The 16,695-nt window shown below is 65.1% G+C and carries 14 protein-coding genes; 7 read left to right on the forward strand and 7 right to left on the reverse strand.

Annotated features, from left to right (window positions below):
* Nucleotides 1-14: 14 nt before the first annotated feature.
* Nucleotides 15-2,000, reverse strand: coding sequence for a bacterio-opsin activator domain-containing protein (locus CP557_RS14300; RefSeq protein ID WP_097380529.1), 1,986 nt, complete (start codon nucleotides 1,998-2,000; stop codon nucleotides 15-17).
* Nucleotides 2,001-2,318: 318 nt separating this feature from the next.
* Here CP557_RS14300 and CP557_RS14305 point away from each other — a divergent pair, with 318 nt between their 5' ends.
* Nucleotides 2,319-3,668, forward strand: a complete 1,350-nt coding sequence (locus tag CP557_RS14305; RefSeq protein ID WP_097380530.1) for a D-aminoacyl-tRNA deacylase — start codon at nucleotides 2,319-2,321, stop codon at nucleotides 3,666-3,668.
* Between the two features lie 158 nt (nucleotides 3,669-3,826).
* The gene (gene ftsZ / locus CP557_RS14310) at nucleotides 3,827-4,999 is read left to right on the forward strand and encodes a cell division protein FtsZ (RefSeq protein ID WP_097380531.1); all 1,173 of its coding nucleotides are present in this window, start codon (nucleotides 3,827-3,829) and stop codon (nucleotides 4,997-4,999) included.
* A 131-nt stretch (nucleotides 5,000-5,130) separates the two neighbouring features.
* Here the strand turns inward: ftsZ and CP557_RS14315 are convergent, their stop codons facing one another.
* On the reverse strand, nucleotides 5,131-5,763 hold the full coding sequence (locus CP557_RS14315; protein ID WP_097380532.1) for a rubrerythrin family protein: 633 nt from the start codon (nucleotides 5,761-5,763) through the stop codon (nucleotides 5,131-5,133).
* 88 nt (nucleotides 5,764-5,851) lie between these two features.
* On the opposite strand from CP557_RS14315, the gene CP557_RS14320 reads away from it, so the two are divergent.
* Nucleotides 5,852-7,075 (forward strand): MBL fold metallo-hydrolase, encoded by a 1,224-nt coding sequence (locus CP557_RS14320; RefSeq protein ID WP_097380533.1) that lies wholly within the window; start codon nucleotides 5,852-5,854, stop codon nucleotides 7,073-7,075.
* An 89-nt stretch (nucleotides 7,076-7,164) separates the two neighbouring features.
* On the opposite strand, the gene CP557_RS14325 is transcribed toward CP557_RS14320, so the two are convergent.
* Nucleotides 7,165-7,497: a 2Fe-2S iron-sulfur cluster-binding protein gene (locus CP557_RS14325; protein ID WP_097380534.1), complete on the reverse strand. Its 333-nt coding sequence runs from the start codon at nucleotides 7,495-7,497 to the stop codon at nucleotides 7,165-7,167.
* 179 nt (nucleotides 7,498-7,676) lie between these two features.
* On the opposite strand from CP557_RS14325, the gene CP557_RS14330 reads away from it, so the two are divergent.
* The gene (locus tag CP557_RS14330; protein ID WP_097380535.1) at nucleotides 7,677-9,428 is read left to right on the forward strand and encodes an alpha/beta hydrolase; all 1,752 of its coding nucleotides are present in this window, start codon (nucleotides 7,677-7,679) and stop codon (nucleotides 9,426-9,428) included.
* Nucleotides 9,429-9,518: 90 nt separating this feature from the next.
* On the forward strand, nucleotides 9,519-10,919 hold the full coding sequence (locus tag CP557_RS14335) for a geranylgeranyl reductase family protein (protein ID WP_097380536.1): 1,401 nt from the start codon (nucleotides 9,519-9,521) through the stop codon (nucleotides 10,917-10,919).
* Nucleotides 10,920-11,236: 317 nt separating this feature from the next.
* On the opposite strand, the gene CP557_RS22210 is transcribed toward CP557_RS14335, so the two are convergent.
* The 4 genes from CP557_RS22210 to CP557_RS14350 form a co-directional block, all read right to left on the reverse strand.
* Nucleotides 11,237-11,437 carry a hypothetical protein gene (locus tag CP557_RS22210; protein ID WP_169924388.1) on the reverse strand — a complete coding sequence of 67 codons (201 nt, stop codon included), beginning with the start codon at nucleotides 11,435-11,437 and terminating at the stop codon, nucleotides 11,237-11,239.
* A 650-nt stretch (nucleotides 11,438-12,087) separates the two neighbouring features.
* Entirely contained in the window at nucleotides 12,088-13,368 is a 1,281-nt protein-coding gene (locus tag CP557_RS14340; RefSeq protein WP_097380537.1) for an amidohydrolase, read from the reverse strand.
* Between the two features lie 82 nt (nucleotides 13,369-13,450).
* Entirely contained in the window at nucleotides 13,451-13,648 is a 198-nt protein-coding gene (locus tag CP557_RS23100; protein ID WP_245853017.1) for a DUF302 domain-containing protein, read from the reverse strand.
* A 641-nt stretch (nucleotides 13,649-14,289) separates the two neighbouring features.
* Nucleotides 14,290-14,625, reverse strand: coding sequence for an uS10/mL48 family ribosomal protein (locus tag CP557_RS14350; protein WP_097380538.1), 336 nt, complete (start codon nucleotides 14,623-14,625; stop codon nucleotides 14,290-14,292).
* A 185-nt stretch (nucleotides 14,626-14,810) separates the two neighbouring features.
* On the opposite strand from CP557_RS14350, the gene CP557_RS14355 reads away from it, so the two are divergent.
* Both CP557_RS14355 and CP557_RS14360 read left to right on the forward strand, forming a co-directional pair.
* Entirely contained in the window at nucleotides 14,811-15,245 is a 435-nt protein-coding gene (locus tag CP557_RS14355) for a bis(5'-nucleosyl)-tetraphosphatase (protein ID WP_097380539.1), read from the forward strand.
* 385 nt (nucleotides 15,246-15,630) lie between these two features.
* Nucleotides 15,631-16,686, forward strand: a complete 1,056-nt coding sequence (locus CP557_RS14360) for a DUF5787 family protein (RefSeq protein ID WP_097381655.1) — start codon at nucleotides 15,631-15,633, stop codon at nucleotides 16,684-16,686.
* Nucleotides 16,687-16,695: the final 9 nt, after the last annotated feature.

The raw sequence follows: 16,695 nt of genomic DNA on the forward strand, positions 1-16,695 counted from the left end.
TCGCCGAGTTATCGTCAGTCGCTCGCGCCGAAATACGCCGAGAGCAGCTTTGCCTGCGCGACGCGGAGATGCTGGTGGAACGTCTGGCGAGCGATGCCGAGCCGGTCGGCGATTTCGCTGGCGTCGCTGTTTCGCGTCGGCCACTCGAAGTAGCCGCCGTGGTAGGCTGCCTCGAGGGCCAGACGTTGTTTTTCGGTGAGGCTCGATTCGACGGTCTGCCGGAAGTCGCCGCGTGTCTCGACCGGCCGATCGACGGTTCGTTTCGAGACGAGTCTGGTGTCGGGGTAGGCCGACGTGACCGCGTCGACGAACTCCCGGAGGTCGACGTCGGGACTTACCTGAACCGTCAGCGCTGCGACGCCGTCGCGAACGACTTTCGACTGCAGCCGCGCACCGTACCCCACGAGCAGTTCGCTGATCGTCGACCCGCGGACGACGACTTCCCAGTAGCTCTCGGCCTCGCTGACGTCGATGCAACGCAGTTCCGTGATCGCGGGCAAATCGGCCGCAGCGTCGCGAACCGCGTCGGGATCGCTGTCGGGCACGGTAAGGTAGTAGACGAACACGTCGTTGAGGGGCAACACGTGGTCGACCGCGATAGTCGTGGCAGTCTCGGCTGAGAGGGCGATACAGGCGTCCCCGTGGTCGGTGGACTCGAACTCGAGTTCGACGACGCTGTCCGTATAGAGGAGTCGGCGGATCGCCGTCGCGTTGATCGCGTGGCCGATGGTAACCCCGAACTCCTGTAACACCTCACACTCTCGATCGGCGAACGCCGACGGGTCGTCGGCGGCGATCACGAGCACACCGAAGACCCGATCGGTTGCGACGATCGGAACGAGCGCGACGGAGCCGTAGCCGCGCTCGCGAGCGTCGGCTTGCCACTCGTCGACGGCACTCTCCTGGAGGTGCTGGTACCGCTGGACGCGCCGCGTTTCGAACGGCGACGCGCCGGCTGTGTCGGTTGGCGGGTCGATGAACGACGCGAGGACGTCTCCGACCGACGTCGAGTCGATTCCCGCCCAGACCGCGGGCTGCCACGAGTGGCCATCGCTCGTCGGGACAGAAGGTTCCCGCCCGATACCCGCGAAGCAGTACCCGTCGGCGGCCGCGAACTCCTCGACGACCGCGGTCTCGATTCGGTCACGGGACTCCGCCGCGACCATCGTCTCGTCGATCCGCCGCACGATCGCGTTGAGGCGCTCGAGCCGCTCGAGTTCCCGTTCGCGGGTCTTCCGCTCGCTGATGTCGCGACCGACCCCGGTAAATCCCAGCACGATCCCGTCGTCGCCGGTGATCCGGGCGCTGTTGAACTCGTGTGGGATCCGAGCGCCGTCTTTCGTGAGGATCCGTCCCTCGGCGGTCACGCGCTCGCCCTCCTCGAGAATCCGCTCGATCGCGTCGCCGATGTGGTCTCGATCGGCCGGTGCGATGAACCGAAGCGGATCCATGCCGGCGAGTTCGTCCGGCCGGTAGCCGACCACCCGTTCGAACTGCTCGTTCCACTCGATCAGATTCCCCGCCGCATCGAACGCATAGAGGATGTCCGGCTGCACCTCGACGACGGTCTCGGCGACGGCTTTCTCCTCGCGGAGTGCCCGCTCGCGCTCGTGTTCGGCGGTACGGTCGGAGACGTACCAGATGTATCCCGCCAGTTCGGCGTCGCCCGCGTTCGCTCCGATCTCGCCGTCGTCGCCGAGCGCGGCGAGTACCTCGCGGACCCAGAGCTGGCGTCCGGCGCTCCCGACCCGCACTCCCTCGTCCTCTACGGCACCGTCCGATCGCGCCCGCTCGAGCAACCGCTCCGGGCGTTCGGCCTCCCGCGCGTCCGCCGGGAAGAACGCCCGGTAGTGCGATCCGACGATCCGCTCCTCGTCGTATCCCACGAGCTGCTCGGCCCCGTCGTTCCACGAGGTGACGTTCCCTCTCGAATCGAACAGCGCGACGGCGTGATCGCTAACGAGCGCGCTGACCTCATCGACAGCGAGGTGATGGTCCATGAACTGGTCCGTTCCCGTTGCGCCGCGTTCCGTCTCGGTGGACGACGCCGTCTCGTTCGACCGATGATCGCTCGCCGCGGTCGTCAGATCACTACGATATGTGTTATCTCTCTACAATGGAAAAGCTATGGGACGCTCTCGCAACGCGTATTTACCAGTGGAAACGCTCCGGTTTGGCTGCCTTCGAGAACCGGCGACGTCGGAGTCGACGAGACGCCCGACCTCGATCCCACGAAAGCAGTCGCTCCGGCGACCGCCGCGGGGACGAGCTAGGTCGAAAGCGCAGGGTATTCGTCTCCCCGCCACCGACGCTCGCTCGTGATCGCCATCGTCGAGAGCCGCGCCGACCGCGCCTCCGAGCACATCTGTGACCGGCTCCGCGAGCGCGTCGACTGGGACCGACGGACCGACGACGACCGCCCGGCAGCCGACGGCGGCGGCACCTACTATCGGACCGACGGTGCCGAACTGCGCTCCTTCGACGACCTCCACATCGAACTCGAGCGCCCCGCCGACGCCTTCGACTGCGATCCCGATCTGCTGGTCTTCGCGTCGCGACACTCCGGCGACACCGGCCCGTTGCTGACCGGTCATTTCACGGGCAACTTCGGCCCGGCCGAGTTCGGCGGCGAGCCCGATTCGTTGGCCGAAGCCGCCCCCAACGCGCTGGCACGCTTGCTCGCGGCCTTCGAGGAGTACGCGCCCGATGAGTACGACGTGGGGATGGAAGGAACCCACCACGGCCCCTCTGCCGTTGGCTGTCCCTCCCTCTTTGCCGAACTCGGCAGCGGCGACGAACAGTGGGACGACCGCGCCGCTGCCGACGCCGTCGCTCGCGCCGTCCTCGAGCTTCGGGACGTCGACCCACACCGCCCCCGACAGGTCGTCGGTTTCGGGGGCAACCACTACGCCCCGCGATTCGGGCGCATCGTTCGCAACACCTCGTGGGCGGTCGGCCACGTTGCACCCGACTGGGCACTCGAGGCGATGGACCACCCCACGGCTCACCGGGAGGTTCTTGAGCGCGCGTTCGACGCCAGCGACGCCGAGATCGCGTTGCTCGATGGCGAGTGGCCGGTTCTCGAGGAGACGCTCGCGACCATCGATTGCCGGATCGTCAGCGAGACCTGGCTGCGCGAGGTCGACGACCGCCCCCTCGAGGTCGTCGACGCGGTCGAGTCCGATCTCGGTGCCGTCGACGACGGGATCCGCTTCGGCGATCGGCTCACGGCGTCGGTTAGCGTCGTCGAACTGCCGGCCGACCTCGTGAGTACCGCACAGGGGATCGATCCCGACCGCGTCCGGACGATCGTCGAAGCGAACACCGTGGCCTTCGCGACCGACAACGGCGGGAGCAGAGTCGGCTTGCGGGTCGCAGCCCCCGACGCTGACGTCGGGGCCGACTCCGACACCGAGAGTGAGCCACGCGAGAAGATCGTCGAGGGGTTGGCCGCCGTCCTCGAGTCGAAGTACGACACGGTGACGGTCGAGGACGACGCCGTCGTCGCCGAAGAGACGGCCTTCGACCCGGATCTGGCACGGGAAGCCGGCGTGCCGGACGGACCGAAGTTCGGGACGCTCGCCGACGGCGAATCGGTTATCGTCGACGGGGAAACTATCAGCCCAGAGATGGTTCGGACCGAGCGGACGCGTCGATTCCAGATCTGATCGATTCCTCAAGCGACAGTAATACGATCTTACTCGCCTCAGACTGGCGAATTCGATCTATAGATACACATACAAGTAATATCATAATAATGTGTCAGACGCCCGGCTGACGTGTAGGGGAAAGGTAATTATGCTCCATCGTTTAGACAGGAGCAAGAATGGACTCGATAATCGACGACGCAATCGACGAGGCCGAAGACGGGGAGGGAACGATCCCCGGCGACGCCGCGTCGGACGACGGGAACTCTCCCGACGGCGACGTATCGGACGGCCGGCAAACAGGGACGATGACCGACGACGAGCTGGAAGACGTCCTGCAGGACCTCCAGACCGACATCACGGTCGTCGGCTGTGGCGGTGCCGGCGGGAACACGGTCAACCGCATGCACGAGGAAGGCATCCACGGCGCGAAACTCGTCGCCGCCAACACCGACGTACAACACCTGGTCGAGATCGACGCCGATACCAAGATCCTGATGGGCGAGGAGAAAACCGGCGGTCGCGGTGCCGGCTCGCTCCCACAGGTCGGCGAAGAGGCCGCCCTCGAGAGCCAGCAGGACATCTACGACGCCATCGACGGCTCCGATATGGTCTTCGTCACGGCGGGTCTGGGCGGCGGCACCGGCACCGGCTCCGCACCGGTCGTCGCCAAGGCCGCCCGCGAGGCCGGCGCGCTCACGATTTCGATCGTCACGACGCCCTTTACCGCGGAAGGCGAGGTCCGCCGGACCAACGCCGAAGCCGGCCTCGAGCGCCTGCGTGACGTCTCCGACACCGTGATCGTCGTCCCCAACGATCGGCTGCTCGACTCGGTGGGCAAACTGCCCGTTCGGCAGGCGTTCAAGGTCAGCGACGAAGTACTGATGCGCAGCGTCAAGGGCATCACCGAACTCATCACGAAACCCGGCCTCGTCAACCTGGACTTCGCCGACGTCCGCACCGTCATGGAACGGGGCGGCGTCGCCATGATCGGTCTCGGCGAATCCGACTCCGAAGCCAAAGCCGAGGATTCGGTCAAGACCGCGCTACGCTCCCCACTGCTCGACGTCGACATCTCGGGTGCGAGCTCCGCACTCGTCAACGTCACCGGTGGCAACGACATGGCCATCGAGGAGGCCGAAGGCGTCGTCGAGGAGATCTACGACCGGATCGACCCCGACGCCCGCATCATCTGGGGGACCTCCATCGACGAGAGCCTCGAGGGCAGCATGCGGACGATGATCGTCGTCACCGGCGTCGAGTCCCCCCAGATCTACGGCCGGCCCGACGGGGAAGAGCCCGTCCAGCCCGAAGCGCCCGCGGAGGGCGAAGACATCGATTTCGTCGAGTAACACCGCTCGCAGCAGCCACGCGTCGGCGATTCGAGTCCAGTTTGCAGTCACATCCGATTCGTTCTCTCTCCGGTCGAGACCGTTCTATGGCCCCGATTCCGGTTCGGAGCCGACGATCCCATCCACACCGCTCAACAGATCGGTCTCGGATCGAGTCCGAGTTCGTCCAGCGAGTCCGCGTACGCGTCGTACGCGACGTCGATCACGTCCTCGGCGACCGTCCGTGCGCGACGCCAGTCCTCGCTGCCCGCACAGACGTCCGCGAGCAACTCGGCCGCCCGGTCACCCTGTGTGGCCGTTTCGGTCCGTAACTCCCGGAAGCAGTCGGCCCGTTGCTCGTCGCCCTCGTTGACGAAGAACCCCACGAGCTGGAGGTGCGTTCGATCACTGACCAGCGCCCGACCGACGAGTCCGCCGAGGCGAGCCGTCGGCGTCTCGAGCGATCGAAGCCGTTCGTGCATCGGATCGACGCTGCCAGCGTCGACCTCGCCGTCCTCGAGCATGGCCGTGATCCGGTCGTAGTGGTCGCGTTCCTGATCGCGAGACGCCACGAAGAACTCGCGTGCGTCGTCGTGGTCCTCGTCGTCGATCCACGCCTCGAGGGTTTCCATCGCGGCCCGTTCGCTTCCCGCAGCGGTCCGGAGGACCGTCTCCTCGGTGAGGTCCGCGTCGGTGAGCGCGACGAGGAGTTTCGACGAACCGAGTCGCTCGAGTTCGACGGCGTTCGATTCCTCGACCGTCTCCTGGAATTCGGCGGCGTCCATACCGGGACGACACCGCGAGGCGTGTTGAACGTTGGTGGCCGTTCGAGCCAGCCGCGGCTTTAACCGGTACGAACGCGTACCGATCGCCATGAGCGACCGGAGCGATGCCGGCGACCGAGCGGCCGACGACCCCGCCTCGATGGCTCCCGAGACGCTGGCCGAGCGGCTGCGATCCGGCGATCCGATGACCGTCCTCGACGTCCGCGACCGCGACGAGTTCGAGCGCTGGCACCTCGAGGGCGAGGGGATCGAGGCCGTCCAGATCCCACATATGAAGTTCATCCAGGCGGAGGCCACCGGCGGCGTGACCGACCTCGTGGCCGACCTGACCGAGCCGATCCTCGCGGTCTGTGGCCACGGCGAAGCGAGCGGACACGCGGTCGGCCTGCTTCGGGACGCGGGTATCGACGCCCGAAACCTCGCCGGCGGGATGGACGCCTGGGCGGACCACTATACGGCTCGCGAACTCGAGGTCGACGCCCCCGCGACGGTCCTGCAGTACGATCGCCCCTCGAGTGGCTGTCTCGCCTACGCGATCTACAGCGGCGGTGAGGCGGCGGTGATCGATCCCCTTCGAGCGTTCGCCGACCGGTACGCCGAGGACGCCGCGGAACTGAAATACGCCATCGACACGCACGTCCACGCCGACCACGTCAGCGGCGTCCGGACGCTCGCGGACCGAACCGACGCGACGGCGGTCGTCCCCGCGGGCGCGACGGAACGCGGCCTCGCGTTCGACGCCACGATCGTCGAGGACGCGGCGGAACGAAGTTCCGCGAGCCCTGCTTCGCAAGCTCAGCAGGATGGCGACGAACTGCGCGTCGGCGACGCGACGCTGACCGTTGTGGCGACGCCGGGTCACACGACCGAATCGATCTCCATTCGTCTGGCGGGCGGCGACTCGGATACCCTGTTCACCGGCGACACGCTGTTCCTCGAGGGCGTCGGCCGGCCGGATCTGGAACGTGGCGACGACGGTGCGGTCGCCGCCGCTCGGCAGTTGTACGAGAGTCTTCAGGATCGTGTCCTCGGGTATCCCGACGAGACGACGATCGCCCCGGGTCACTACAGTGATGCCGCCGAACCGCGGGCGGATGGAACGTATACGAACCGACTCGGGCACCTCCGGAAGCGGCTCGCTGCGCTCTCGATGGACGAAGCCGAGTTCGTCGACCACGCGACGAGCGACCTGCCACCGCGGCCATCGAACCACGAGCGCATCGTGGCGACGAATCTCGGACTCGAGACCGTCGACGAGGAGACGGCGTTCGAACTCGAACTCGGGCCGAACAACTGTGCAGTCGCCGACTGACGGCGATCGGACGGTCCGCTGTCAGTCAGTGACAGTGTTCCCGCGAATGGTCTTGCCCGACCACCAGTAAATCGGGACAGGAGACCGTCTCAGTCGTCTGCGACCGCGCCGTCGGTCGCGCCGCCAGCGAGATCGCCCTCGATACTCGGTGGGTACTTCCCGCGCTCGAGTTTCAGATCCGACTGCGGTCGCGCCATGCAGGTCAACGCGTAGTTCTCGGCCTCTTCGTCCGTCAGTCCGCGAGCCGCGGGCTGGGTGACCTCGCCCTCGAGAATTTCCGCGGTACACGCCAGACACATCCCGACCCGGCAGGAGTACTCCTGTGCGATGCCCGTCTCGAGACACCGACTCAGGATCGTCTCCTTGTCGGAGCAGGTGATCGTCTCACCCGTCCCGACGAACTCGATGGTGTACTCTGTCATACGGGGACGTACGGCCGACCTCACTAAAACTCTTTATTTGTGACGGCTGTGCCGACCAAAACAGCGCACTGACTGGGGCGAACGACCGTTCCGCTGTTACTCACGCTCACCGGCAATCGGTAAATATTGTTATTAATCATCGTAGTTTTTATTTTCAAGGAGTGGAGAGGGTCGTAGCGATGCCATCGAGACGCAAACAGGTCGGGTTGCTCGTGCTCTCGCTGCTGCTCGTGTTCAGCGGGAGTGCACTCGCCCACTGGGGGCAGACGGCAGGGGGAGAGATCGACGTTCGACAGGTCGAAATAGAGACGGACGACGGCGGGACGATCGACGGCTACCTCTACGTTCCCGACGGGGTCAGTGCGGACGACCCCGCACCCGGCGTCCTCGCGATCCACGGCTACATCAACTCCAAGGAAACCCAATCGAGTTTCGCGATCGAGTACGCACGCCGGGGTCACGTCGTCCTCGCGATCGACCAACCCGGCCACGGCTACTCCGATCCGCCGGCCTTCGCGAACGGCTGGGGCGGCCCGCCAGCACTCGAGTACCTCGCCGATCACGAACTGGTCGACGAGGACAACATCGGCCTCGAGGGTCACTCGATGGGCGGCTGGGCGGCGGTCTCGGCCGCCGCGGAACATCCGAACAGCTACGAATCGATCGTGCTCGTCGGCTCGTCGACGGGGTCGGCTGGCGCGCCGGAGGGCAACGAGACGTTCCCGCGGAACCTCGGCGTGGTCTTCGCGGACTACGACGAGTTCCACTGGCTGATGTGGGGGTCCGCGGCCGGGCCGGCGACGCCCGAGAGCGAGAAACTGCAGTCCGTCTTCGGCACCGAAGACGGCATCGACGAGGGGAAGGTCTACGGCTCGATCGACGACGGCACGGCGAGGGCGCTGTACACGCCGCGGACGACACACCCCGGCGCACACCACACGCCGAGTGCCGTCTCCGATACCGTCGGCTGGACGCAACAGACCCTCGAGGGAGCCGACGAAGAGCCGGGCGATCACGTCTGGTACTGGAAGGAGATCGGAACGGCGATCGCCCTGCTCGGCGGGTTCCTCTTCCTGGTGCCCGCCGGCTCCGTGCTGACCGGCCGGGAGCCGTTCGCCGACGCGACGCGGACGGTTCCCGACGCGGTCACCGAGCGCGACCGCGGCTGGTACGTCGCGGCCCTGCTCGCGGCCGTGATCCCGGTCGTGCTCTACTATCCGACGATGCTGATCGGCAGCGGGTCGGTGCCAGTGACTCCGGTCACGCCCCAGGGCGAGACGAACGGCATCGTCCTCTGGGCACTCGCGAACGTCGTCGTCATCGCCGGTCTGTTCGGGCTGTGGCACCGCGATACCGGTCGGTCGCTCTTCGACGAGCGATACGGGCTCGATCTCGGCGACGGGATCAGGACGATCGCGAAATCGCTCGCGGTCGCGGTCGGCGCGGTCGGCGGCCTCTACGTCCTGCTGTGGATCGTCGATACGCTGTTCATGACCGACTTCCGAGCCTGGGTCCTCGGACTGAAGCTCATGTCGGCCGTCCACGCCCGGATCTTCGTGACCTATCTCCCGGCATTCCTCGCCTTCTTCGTCGCGCTCGGGGTCCTGTTGCACGGCCGACTCCGAACGCCGGAGACGACGCGGTCGCTCCCGCGGGCGATGGCGACGAACGCGGTGATCCTGACCGGTGGGTTCGCGCTCCTGCTCGTGATCCAGTACGGCACCCTGTTCGCCACCGGCGCGCTCGCGATCCCGATCACGGCGCTACAGACGATCATCGCCTTCCAATTCCTCGCCCTGCTGCCGGTCATCGCGGTGGTGTCGACGTACTTCTTCCACCGCACCGGCCGGATCTGGACCGGCGCGTTCGTCAACGCCCTCCTGATCACGTGGCTGATCGTCGCCTCGCAAGCGACCCACTACGCGTTCTAGGAACCGCCGAGTCCCGAGTCGGGAGTGTCCCCGTCTCGCGACCGGATCGACCATAAAACGTTTTCTTACCGCGGTGTCCACACTGTTGGTATGAGTACGCAGGAACAGTCGGCCGCCGCCGCGACGACGCGGTCGCCGGACGCGGTCGTCGTCGGTGCCGGAACGTCAGGGTGCTACGCCGCAGCGACCATCGCCCGGGAAGGATACGACGTCGTCGTCCTCGAGCGAAAGGACGAGGAGGAGGCGGGCCACATCGCCTGCGGTGACGCGCTGAAGGGTGCCGACGCCTTCCCCGAGGCGATCCCGAAGTCCAAACTCGAGCCGGCCTTTACGAACACGGGCGTCGACCACGGCCGTTTCGAGATCCCACAGGAGGATACCGTCCTCGAGATTCCGGTCCCCGGCGAACTCGCCGTCATCGACCGCTGGGAGTACGGCCGGCGGATCATCGACGGCGCCGAGGACGTCGGCGTCGACTTTCACTACGATACCGTCGTCAAAAACGTCGTTCAGGCCGACGACGGTCGCGTCACGGGCGTCGAGGCGATCCGCACGGGCGACCCCCTCACGTACGAGGCCGACATCGTCATCGACGCCGCGGGCTCGCTGTCCGTCCTGCAGGACAACGTCGACTTTTCGGACTCGACGTTCGACACGAACGTCAACTACAGCCACTTCTGTTCGGCCTACCGGGAAATCGTCCACGTCGAGGAACCCGTCGAGTGGGACGACGCGCTCGTTTTCAAGCCGACCGAACGCGCCGCGGGCTACCTCTGGTACTTCCCGCGGACCGACACCGAGATCAACGCCGGCCTGGGCTTCCAGATGACCGAGGAACCGATGCAGCTCGTCGACGACCTCAAACGCGACCTCGAGAACCGCCCCGAGTTCGACGGCGCGGAAGTCGAGGACAAACTCGGCGCGGCGCTCCCGACGCGGCGACCCTACGACTCCGCCGTCCATCCGGGCTATATGGCCATCGGCGACGCCGCCGGCCACGTCAACCCCACCACGGGCGGCGGCATCGCCGGGGCCGCCTACGGCGGCAAGTACGCCGCCGAGCGGGCCATCGAAGCCCTCGAGACGGACGACTACGGCGAAGACGTCCTCTGGGAGTACAACCAGAAGGTGATGGACCACTTCGGCGCGCGCTACGCCGCCCTGGACGTCTACAACATCCTCTCGACGGCCGTCGACGTCGACGACCTGATGGGCTTACTCGCCGCCATGCCCGGCGACAAACTCGCCGAGGCGCTGTACTCGGGCAGTACCGACATCGGGCTCAAACTCAAACTCGAGGCGCTGGTCAAGAGCCGCGGTCACTGGGGGACCATCTGGAACCTCTACCAGACCAAGCGCCGGGCCGACGAACTGCTCGCCCACTACGAGAACTACCCGACCAGTCCCGAGGGGCTGGCGGGCTGGCAGGCTCGGCGCGACGAGCTGATGGAGACGGTCTACGAGACGACCGGGGCCGAGCCCAAGTACTAGAGACGAAATTTTACGCTGCGAGCGCGGCTTCGCCGCGCTCTCGGTGAAATCTTCAAACACTCTTGCGTAGCACATTGTTGATCTCAGAGCGTTGCTCGGATAGCGTGCTTGAGTGCGTCTCGTTCTGGTTTTCGGTATAATTATCGACGGAGTTGGAACGCTCTGAGATAAGGCGACGGAATTTGATCTGATGCTCCATATCTAAGTCGCCAGCATATCTGTGTATTTTTTACCCACAGTAAATTACATTTGATAATATTTGTAAATTGTGGTTTTTGATGTGAGTCTAAGGATATGTAGGTCATTTCTTGAATAGTTCAAGTACCTTGTACAGCATCGGCGAAAATACCATACAGGAATCCGAGCAAGGTGATGATGAGCCCAGCAATCAAGCCAAACTGAGCTAGTTCGTTGTTTGGAGTTAAACCTGTCCACTGGTGAATCAATCCGGAGAGAATTCTAAATCCACTCACGAGAATTACAGCGATGCCAAATAGCATTAGTCGTATCTCAGACATATATATATATATATATATATATATATATTAGTTAGTTCTGCTTGTGCTTTAATACTATGTTTGCCTGTAAAAGATTGTTTATAACTCCGTCGATCACGCTGAGTCCGTCGGAGTTGACGAAGTATACGTCTCTATCTGGAAGAAAGGCCGCGAACGCGATCAGAAGTCGCAGTCCATGCCTGTCCACGCGCGGATATGGTTCTCTACGACAGTGACAAACTTCCTATGTCCATCCTACAGATTACGAGACTGAACAGCGATACGTGATCTCTGCGAAAGTTGGTGGTAAATGATAATTCTGATTCTAATAGCTGACCGATAGAAAGAGTCATTTATGTGCATAGTAACGGCTTTTTGGCGTATGACCTGCTGGATATGAACGCGCTCACTTCGTTCGCTCCAGGTCAGTCATCGGCCCGCTCGCTCACTGGCTCACGGCTACACCGCTCGCCTTCCCGCGACGCTTCGCGCCGCGCATCCGTTCGCTCACGGTCGATTACCGGGCAACTGCCTGCCCTCCCCCGTTGAGCGGAACCTTCGTTTCCGCGATGTTCGGAAGAGTTTGCTCCTCCGTAGAGTCGAGAACCCCTCGCGTTGCTCGGAGCCCGCTCCCGGCCACTCCCGCTCGAGATCGGTCGAGAACGTCTCGGTCAGGTGTGTCGATGGCTAATTCGCTCGATTGCTCCCGCGAGTACGTCGATCCCGTGGCCGATGCTCGCTTCGTCGACGTCGAACGTCGCGGTGTGGTGGCCGCCGGGGTGGTCGGTCCCGACCCCGACGTAGCAGGCCGTCCCGCCGTTTTCCTGGACCGCCTTCATCAGGAACGTCGCGTCCTCGCTCCCGCCGAGTTCGTCGCGCTCGAGCACCCGCTCGATCCCTGCGGTGTCGCCCGCCGCGTCGGCCACGATCGAGACGAGGTCCGCGTCGCTGGTCGCGCTGGGAGCTTCGGGCCCGGTCTCGATCGAGACCTCGCAGTCGTGCATCTCGGCGGCGCTCCGGAGGACCCGTCGGGTCCGTCGCTTCATGTACTCCATCAGTTCGGTCGTCTCGCCACGGACCTCGGCGACGATTCTGGCCTCGTCGGGGATGACGTTGGCGGCGCTCCCGCCCTCGACGACGCCCGCGTTGACCCGCGTCGTGCCGTCGTTGTGCCGAGGGATGGCATAGAGGTTCTGGACGGCCGTCGCCATCGCCTGCACCGCGTTTCGTCCCTGCTCGGGGTGGCCGCCGGCGTGGGCCGACTCGCCCGTGAACTCGGCCTCGAGGTGCGACACCGCGAGAAAGCCGTCGATGCCGGCCACGACCTCGCCGGTCGGATGGTCAAGGCCGATATGGACCGCGAGCAGGGCATCGACGTCCCGGATGTGCTCGCTCTCCGCCATCGATTTCCCGCCACCGATGACCTCCTCGGCGGGCTGGAAGAACACCTTCAGCGTGCCCGAAAAGTCACTCTCAGCGACTCGCTCGAGGACGCCGATTCCCATCGTCGCGTGGGCGTCGTGCCCGCAGGCGTGCATCGCGCCCTCGTGTTCCGAGCGAAAGCCCTCGGCGACGGGGTGGTGAGTCGGGTCGTCGGATTCCCGCCGCGGCAGGGCGTCGATGTCGACCCGGAGGCCGACGGTCGGTCCCTCGCCCCGTTCGAGGACGGCGACCGCACCCGTCGCGCCGCCCTCGAGTCGCTCAAGGACAGCCTCGTCGACGCCCGTCTCCTGGGCCCGTTCGTACCAGTGGGTGAGTTCCGCGTCGTCGGGGACGGCCATCCGCTTGTCACCCGCGATGGCGTCGGGACCGACGTGGAGGGCGGCGAGGTCGTCGCCGAGTCGGGACTCGAGTTCCGCGACGATCCGTGCGGTGGTATAGAACTCCCGCCAGGCGGGTTCGGGTTTCCGGTGAAGGTCTCGGCGCAGCGAAACGAGGTCGTCTGCGGTCATGGTTTGTCCTCGTCGGGAACGGTAAAAAGCGCTGCCGCTGGTGTCGGGTGGAATCGATCGCCGGTCCGGTTGGTCGGTGTCGTTATTCGTTGCCGGCGATCGCGGCGACGAGATCGGCGATCGCATCCGCGATTCCGGTCAGGCTCTCGTCCGCGGTGTCGAGCCCGTGGCGCATCGCGAGAAACTCCAGATCGTTGTACGTCAGGAAGACGTCCCCGTCGTCTTCCCAGACCAGCAGTTTCTGTGGGAGATCGATCGCCACCGACCGTTCCGTCTGCATGAACGGCGTTCCGACGGTCGGATCCCCGAAGAGAAACGGGTCGTCGGCGGCAGCGACTGGTCGACCGATTCGGCGTTTGCGGCGTGATCGACGGTCGCTACCAGCGTCAACTCCCGTTCCTCGAGCGCGGGTTCGACCCGAGACACCGTCGTCTCGAAATCGGCGTCGCTTTCGACAGTAACGAGACCCGAGTCACTCTCGTCGTCACCGTCCGTCTGGTCGGCCTGTACGGCTTGTGCGGGTCCTCGGTCGCCAGCTACAGCCGTCGTCGAAACCCCGATACCGGCTGCGGCCCCGGCACCGAGTAGCTGGACGAGTCGCCGTCGCGCCATCTCGCTGGGTTGGTCCGTCATGACAGGTGTGCTCACGGGATGTCATGCAGTAATTGTGCGGAACGGTTGCGCGGCAAACGGAACGTTGTCTCGCCGAAACGGTGGGAAGACGACCGGCCGGGAGAGCCGCGACTGGGTCGACCTGGCCCGGAACCGTCTCACCCCATCCGAGCACGGCAGAGACGAGGGAAAGCGCCAACAGACGATCCGAACGAAGAGCGTCGTCCGCAGACGGACCGCTGGCAGTCAGGGCCGGCGACCCCAGGGATGGGCCAGGGGGTCACCGGTCACACGGGACGAGGGACCGTCTCAGTTCCCGCGACCCGCGCCGTGGATCTGTTCGACCTCGGCCTCGATGTGGACCGAGTCGGGGAAGCTCTGTGCGGCGATGTTGCGTGCGAGGCTGTCGTGGCCGTGGATCTCGAGTTCGCGGGTGAAAACGGTGTACTCCCACGAGGAGAACTGGCGGTCGTCGTCGGCGTGGAGCCGACAGCGCTGTGGAACCGAGAACGTCTCCGGCGGGTGGGAGTGGGGACCTTTCAGCGCTGCCCCCTTTCGTTCCGCGTTGGTTTTGATGTCCTCGACGATGCCATCGAGCGCGGCGCGATCGCCGCTTTGGAGGGTGAGACGGGTGACGAAGGTCATAGCTGGTGTTGTCGCATACGTCCACGGTGGGAGCGTAAAAACCTGCTGAGACGGGACGATCACGTCCGCAGTCGGTCATCGACGGCACTCGATCGCCCGGTGACCGGCGGGAATCGGACAGGAATCAGTATACGCTGGACGAACAGTCCGATATTCTCTTAACGTCGCACCTGTTAGCCCACGTAATGGCAGTCGAAGCTACGAGCGCAGGCGCGATCCTCTTCCGCGATACGCGGGGCCGGCGCGAGTATCTTCTACTCAAGAGCCGCCCAGGTGACTGGGAGTTTCCCAAGGGCGGTGTCGAAGGAGATGAAGAACTACAGCAGACGGCGATCCGCGAAGTAACGGAAGAGGCAGGTATCGAACAGTTCCGACTCCTCGATGGCTTTCGCAGGGACTACGACTACGTCTTCGAAGCGAACGGGAAAACCATCCACAAAACCGTTCACCTCTTCGTCGCGAAGTCCTTCGAGGCGAGCGCGGAACTGTCAAACGAACATCGCGACCTCCAGTGGCGCGATTACGAACAGGCGATCAACACCGTCACGCAGGACGGCCCCAGAGAAATCCTCGAGGAGGCCCACGAGTTCCTCGACGAACGCGAGGAGGACGAAGAATAGCCACGGCGGCACTCCGCCCGGAATCGTCGCTTCGATCCTGCGATAGGATACAAACGATTCACACCCTGATCCTAACGGTGTCGTGCGATCAGGCGTGCAATGACTGTCAGTGGCTACGATAGTCACCGTCGGCGGCGTACTCGTGGCGTTCGTCGAGTTCGACGCGACCGTTGCGGTCTGCCGCACGGTCGGGAAGGCCTTCGCGACGGTCAGCGCGACCACTACGTCGCAGTCAGCCACGGCACCCGCGTCCGTCCGAAATCGGAGCGAAAGCCATCGAACTCCGTCACTGTCGTTCTGGCCCGATCCTGCTTTCCACCGTGGTGGGTCGGAAACGGACGAACGCACCGTAGCACACATAGTGACCCTGACCCTACGGAGAACAGTGACTCGAGACCCCGAGAGCGAATTCGCGTTCGAGTTGCGGACCTGCCGGTGGGCCGAACTCGAGTGGCCGCCCGGGGACGACTCCGTCAGCGACGACACCGCGATCATCGTCGCTCGCCAACTCGGGACGAAGCGCCGTCGCTGGGACACGATCGTCCTCGAATGCAACCGCGACGGCCTCCGCCGGCGAGCGAACTTCGGCCTCGAACGGCTCGACAGCGATCTCCGCCACGTCGTCGGCAACGCTCCTGCAGAGTGGGCCTACTACCGCGATGCCCTGCCACAGCCAGGCTACCCCTGGCGATACGTCCGCGAAGCGATCCACCGCGCCGACGACCGCGGGATCCTCGAGACGCGAAAGAGAGGCAATCGTATCGAGATCCGGCGAAAGTGGATCTATCCCGACTGGCTCGAGCGGGTCGTCGCGATCGAGAACAAACCGGACTTGGACGCCAGCGCCGCCCGCGCGCTCGCCTCGCAACTCGAGTACGACGTCGCCGTCGGGCTGGCCGACGAAGTCTGGGTTGCAACCCGACAAACGGACGAGCGCGTCGAACCCGCGCTCTTCGAGGACCTGCCGGTCGAGGCAGGGATCCTCACACTCGAGCCCGACGACCTGACCGCCGAGGTCGAGTGGCACCCCCGATCGCTCGCGATCGACGAGTCGGGGAGCCGAATCCTCGAGCGTCCCGACGGCGGAGAGCGGGACGACTCCGCCGCCCGGTTCGAGTACGTCGACCCCGAGTGGAAAGCCGCGAAACGGCTCGCGATCGCCGAGCGGGCCTACGAACGCGGTTGGCGGTCGTTCGTCGACACGATGCGTCCCGACTGCCGACACTTCGAGTTGTGCGCTCGAGACGGTGTGCAGGCGCTCCCCCACTGCGCCGCCAAGGGCTGCTCCCAGACGACCGCCGAGTGTTCCGGCACCTGTGGCGAGTTCGAACCCGAGCCGCCGGTCTGGCGTACCCGCGGCTGGCCGATCGAGGGCGGGCCCGGAAAACGGGTACAACAACTCCTCGCGGACCGCCGGCGGAGACGGCGACCGGGGGTATGACGCGTCCCC

It is taken from the genome of Natrinema ejinorense (assembly GCF_002494345.1).
In the GTDB taxonomy this organism is placed as follows: domain Archaea; phylum Halobacteriota; class Halobacteria; order Halobacteriales; family Natrialbaceae; genus Natrinema; species Natrinema longum.

What these genes read in the sequence shown, in the direction of transcription:
- CP557_RS14300 (WP_097380529.1), bottom strand. Translation starts at nt 2,000, where the DNA reads ATGGACCATCACCTCGCTGTCGATGAGGTCAGCGCGCTCGTTAGCGAT.
- ftsZ (WP_097380531.1), top strand. Translation starts at nt 3,827, where the DNA reads ATGGACTCGATAATCGACGACGCAATCGACGAGGCCGAAGACGGGGAG.
- CP557_RS14315 (WP_097380532.1), bottom strand. Translation starts at nt 5,763, where the DNA reads ATGGACGCCGCCGAATTCCAGGAGACGGTCGAGGAATCGAACGCCGTC.
- CP557_RS14320 (WP_097380533.1), top strand. Translation starts at nt 5,852, where the DNA reads ATGAGCGACCGGAGCGATGCCGGCGACCGAGCGGCCGACGACCCCGCC.
- CP557_RS14325 (WP_097380534.1), bottom strand. Translation starts at nt 7,497, where the DNA reads ATGACAGAGTACACCATCGAGTTCGTCGGGACGGGTGAGACGATCACC.
- CP557_RS14330 (WP_097380535.1), top strand. Translation starts at nt 7,677, where the DNA reads ATGCCATCGAGACGCAAACAGGTCGGGTTGCTCGTGCTCTCGCTGCTG.
- CP557_RS14335 (WP_097380536.1), top strand. Translation starts at nt 9,519, where the DNA reads ATGAGTACGCAGGAACAGTCGGCCGCCGCCGCGACGACGCGGTCGCCG.
- CP557_RS22210 (WP_169924388.1), bottom strand. Translation starts at nt 11,437, where the DNA reads ATGTCTGAGATACGACTAATGCTATTTGGCATCGCTGTAATTCTCGTG.
- CP557_RS14340 (WP_097380537.1), bottom strand. Translation starts at nt 13,368, where the DNA reads ATGACCGCAGACGACCTCGTTTCGCTGCGCCGAGACCTTCACCGGAAA.
- CP557_RS23100 (WP_245853017.1), bottom strand. Translation starts at nt 13,648, where the DNA reads ATGCAGACGGAACGGTCGGTGGCGATCGATCTCCCACAGAAACTGCTG.
- CP557_RS14350 (WP_097380538.1), bottom strand. Translation starts at nt 14,625, where the DNA reads ATGACCTTCGTCACCCGTCTCACCCTCCAAAGCGGCGATCGCGCCGCG.
- CP557_RS14355 (WP_097380539.1), top strand. Translation starts at nt 14,811, where the DNA reads ATGGCAGTCGAAGCTACGAGCGCAGGCGCGATCCTCTTCCGCGATACG.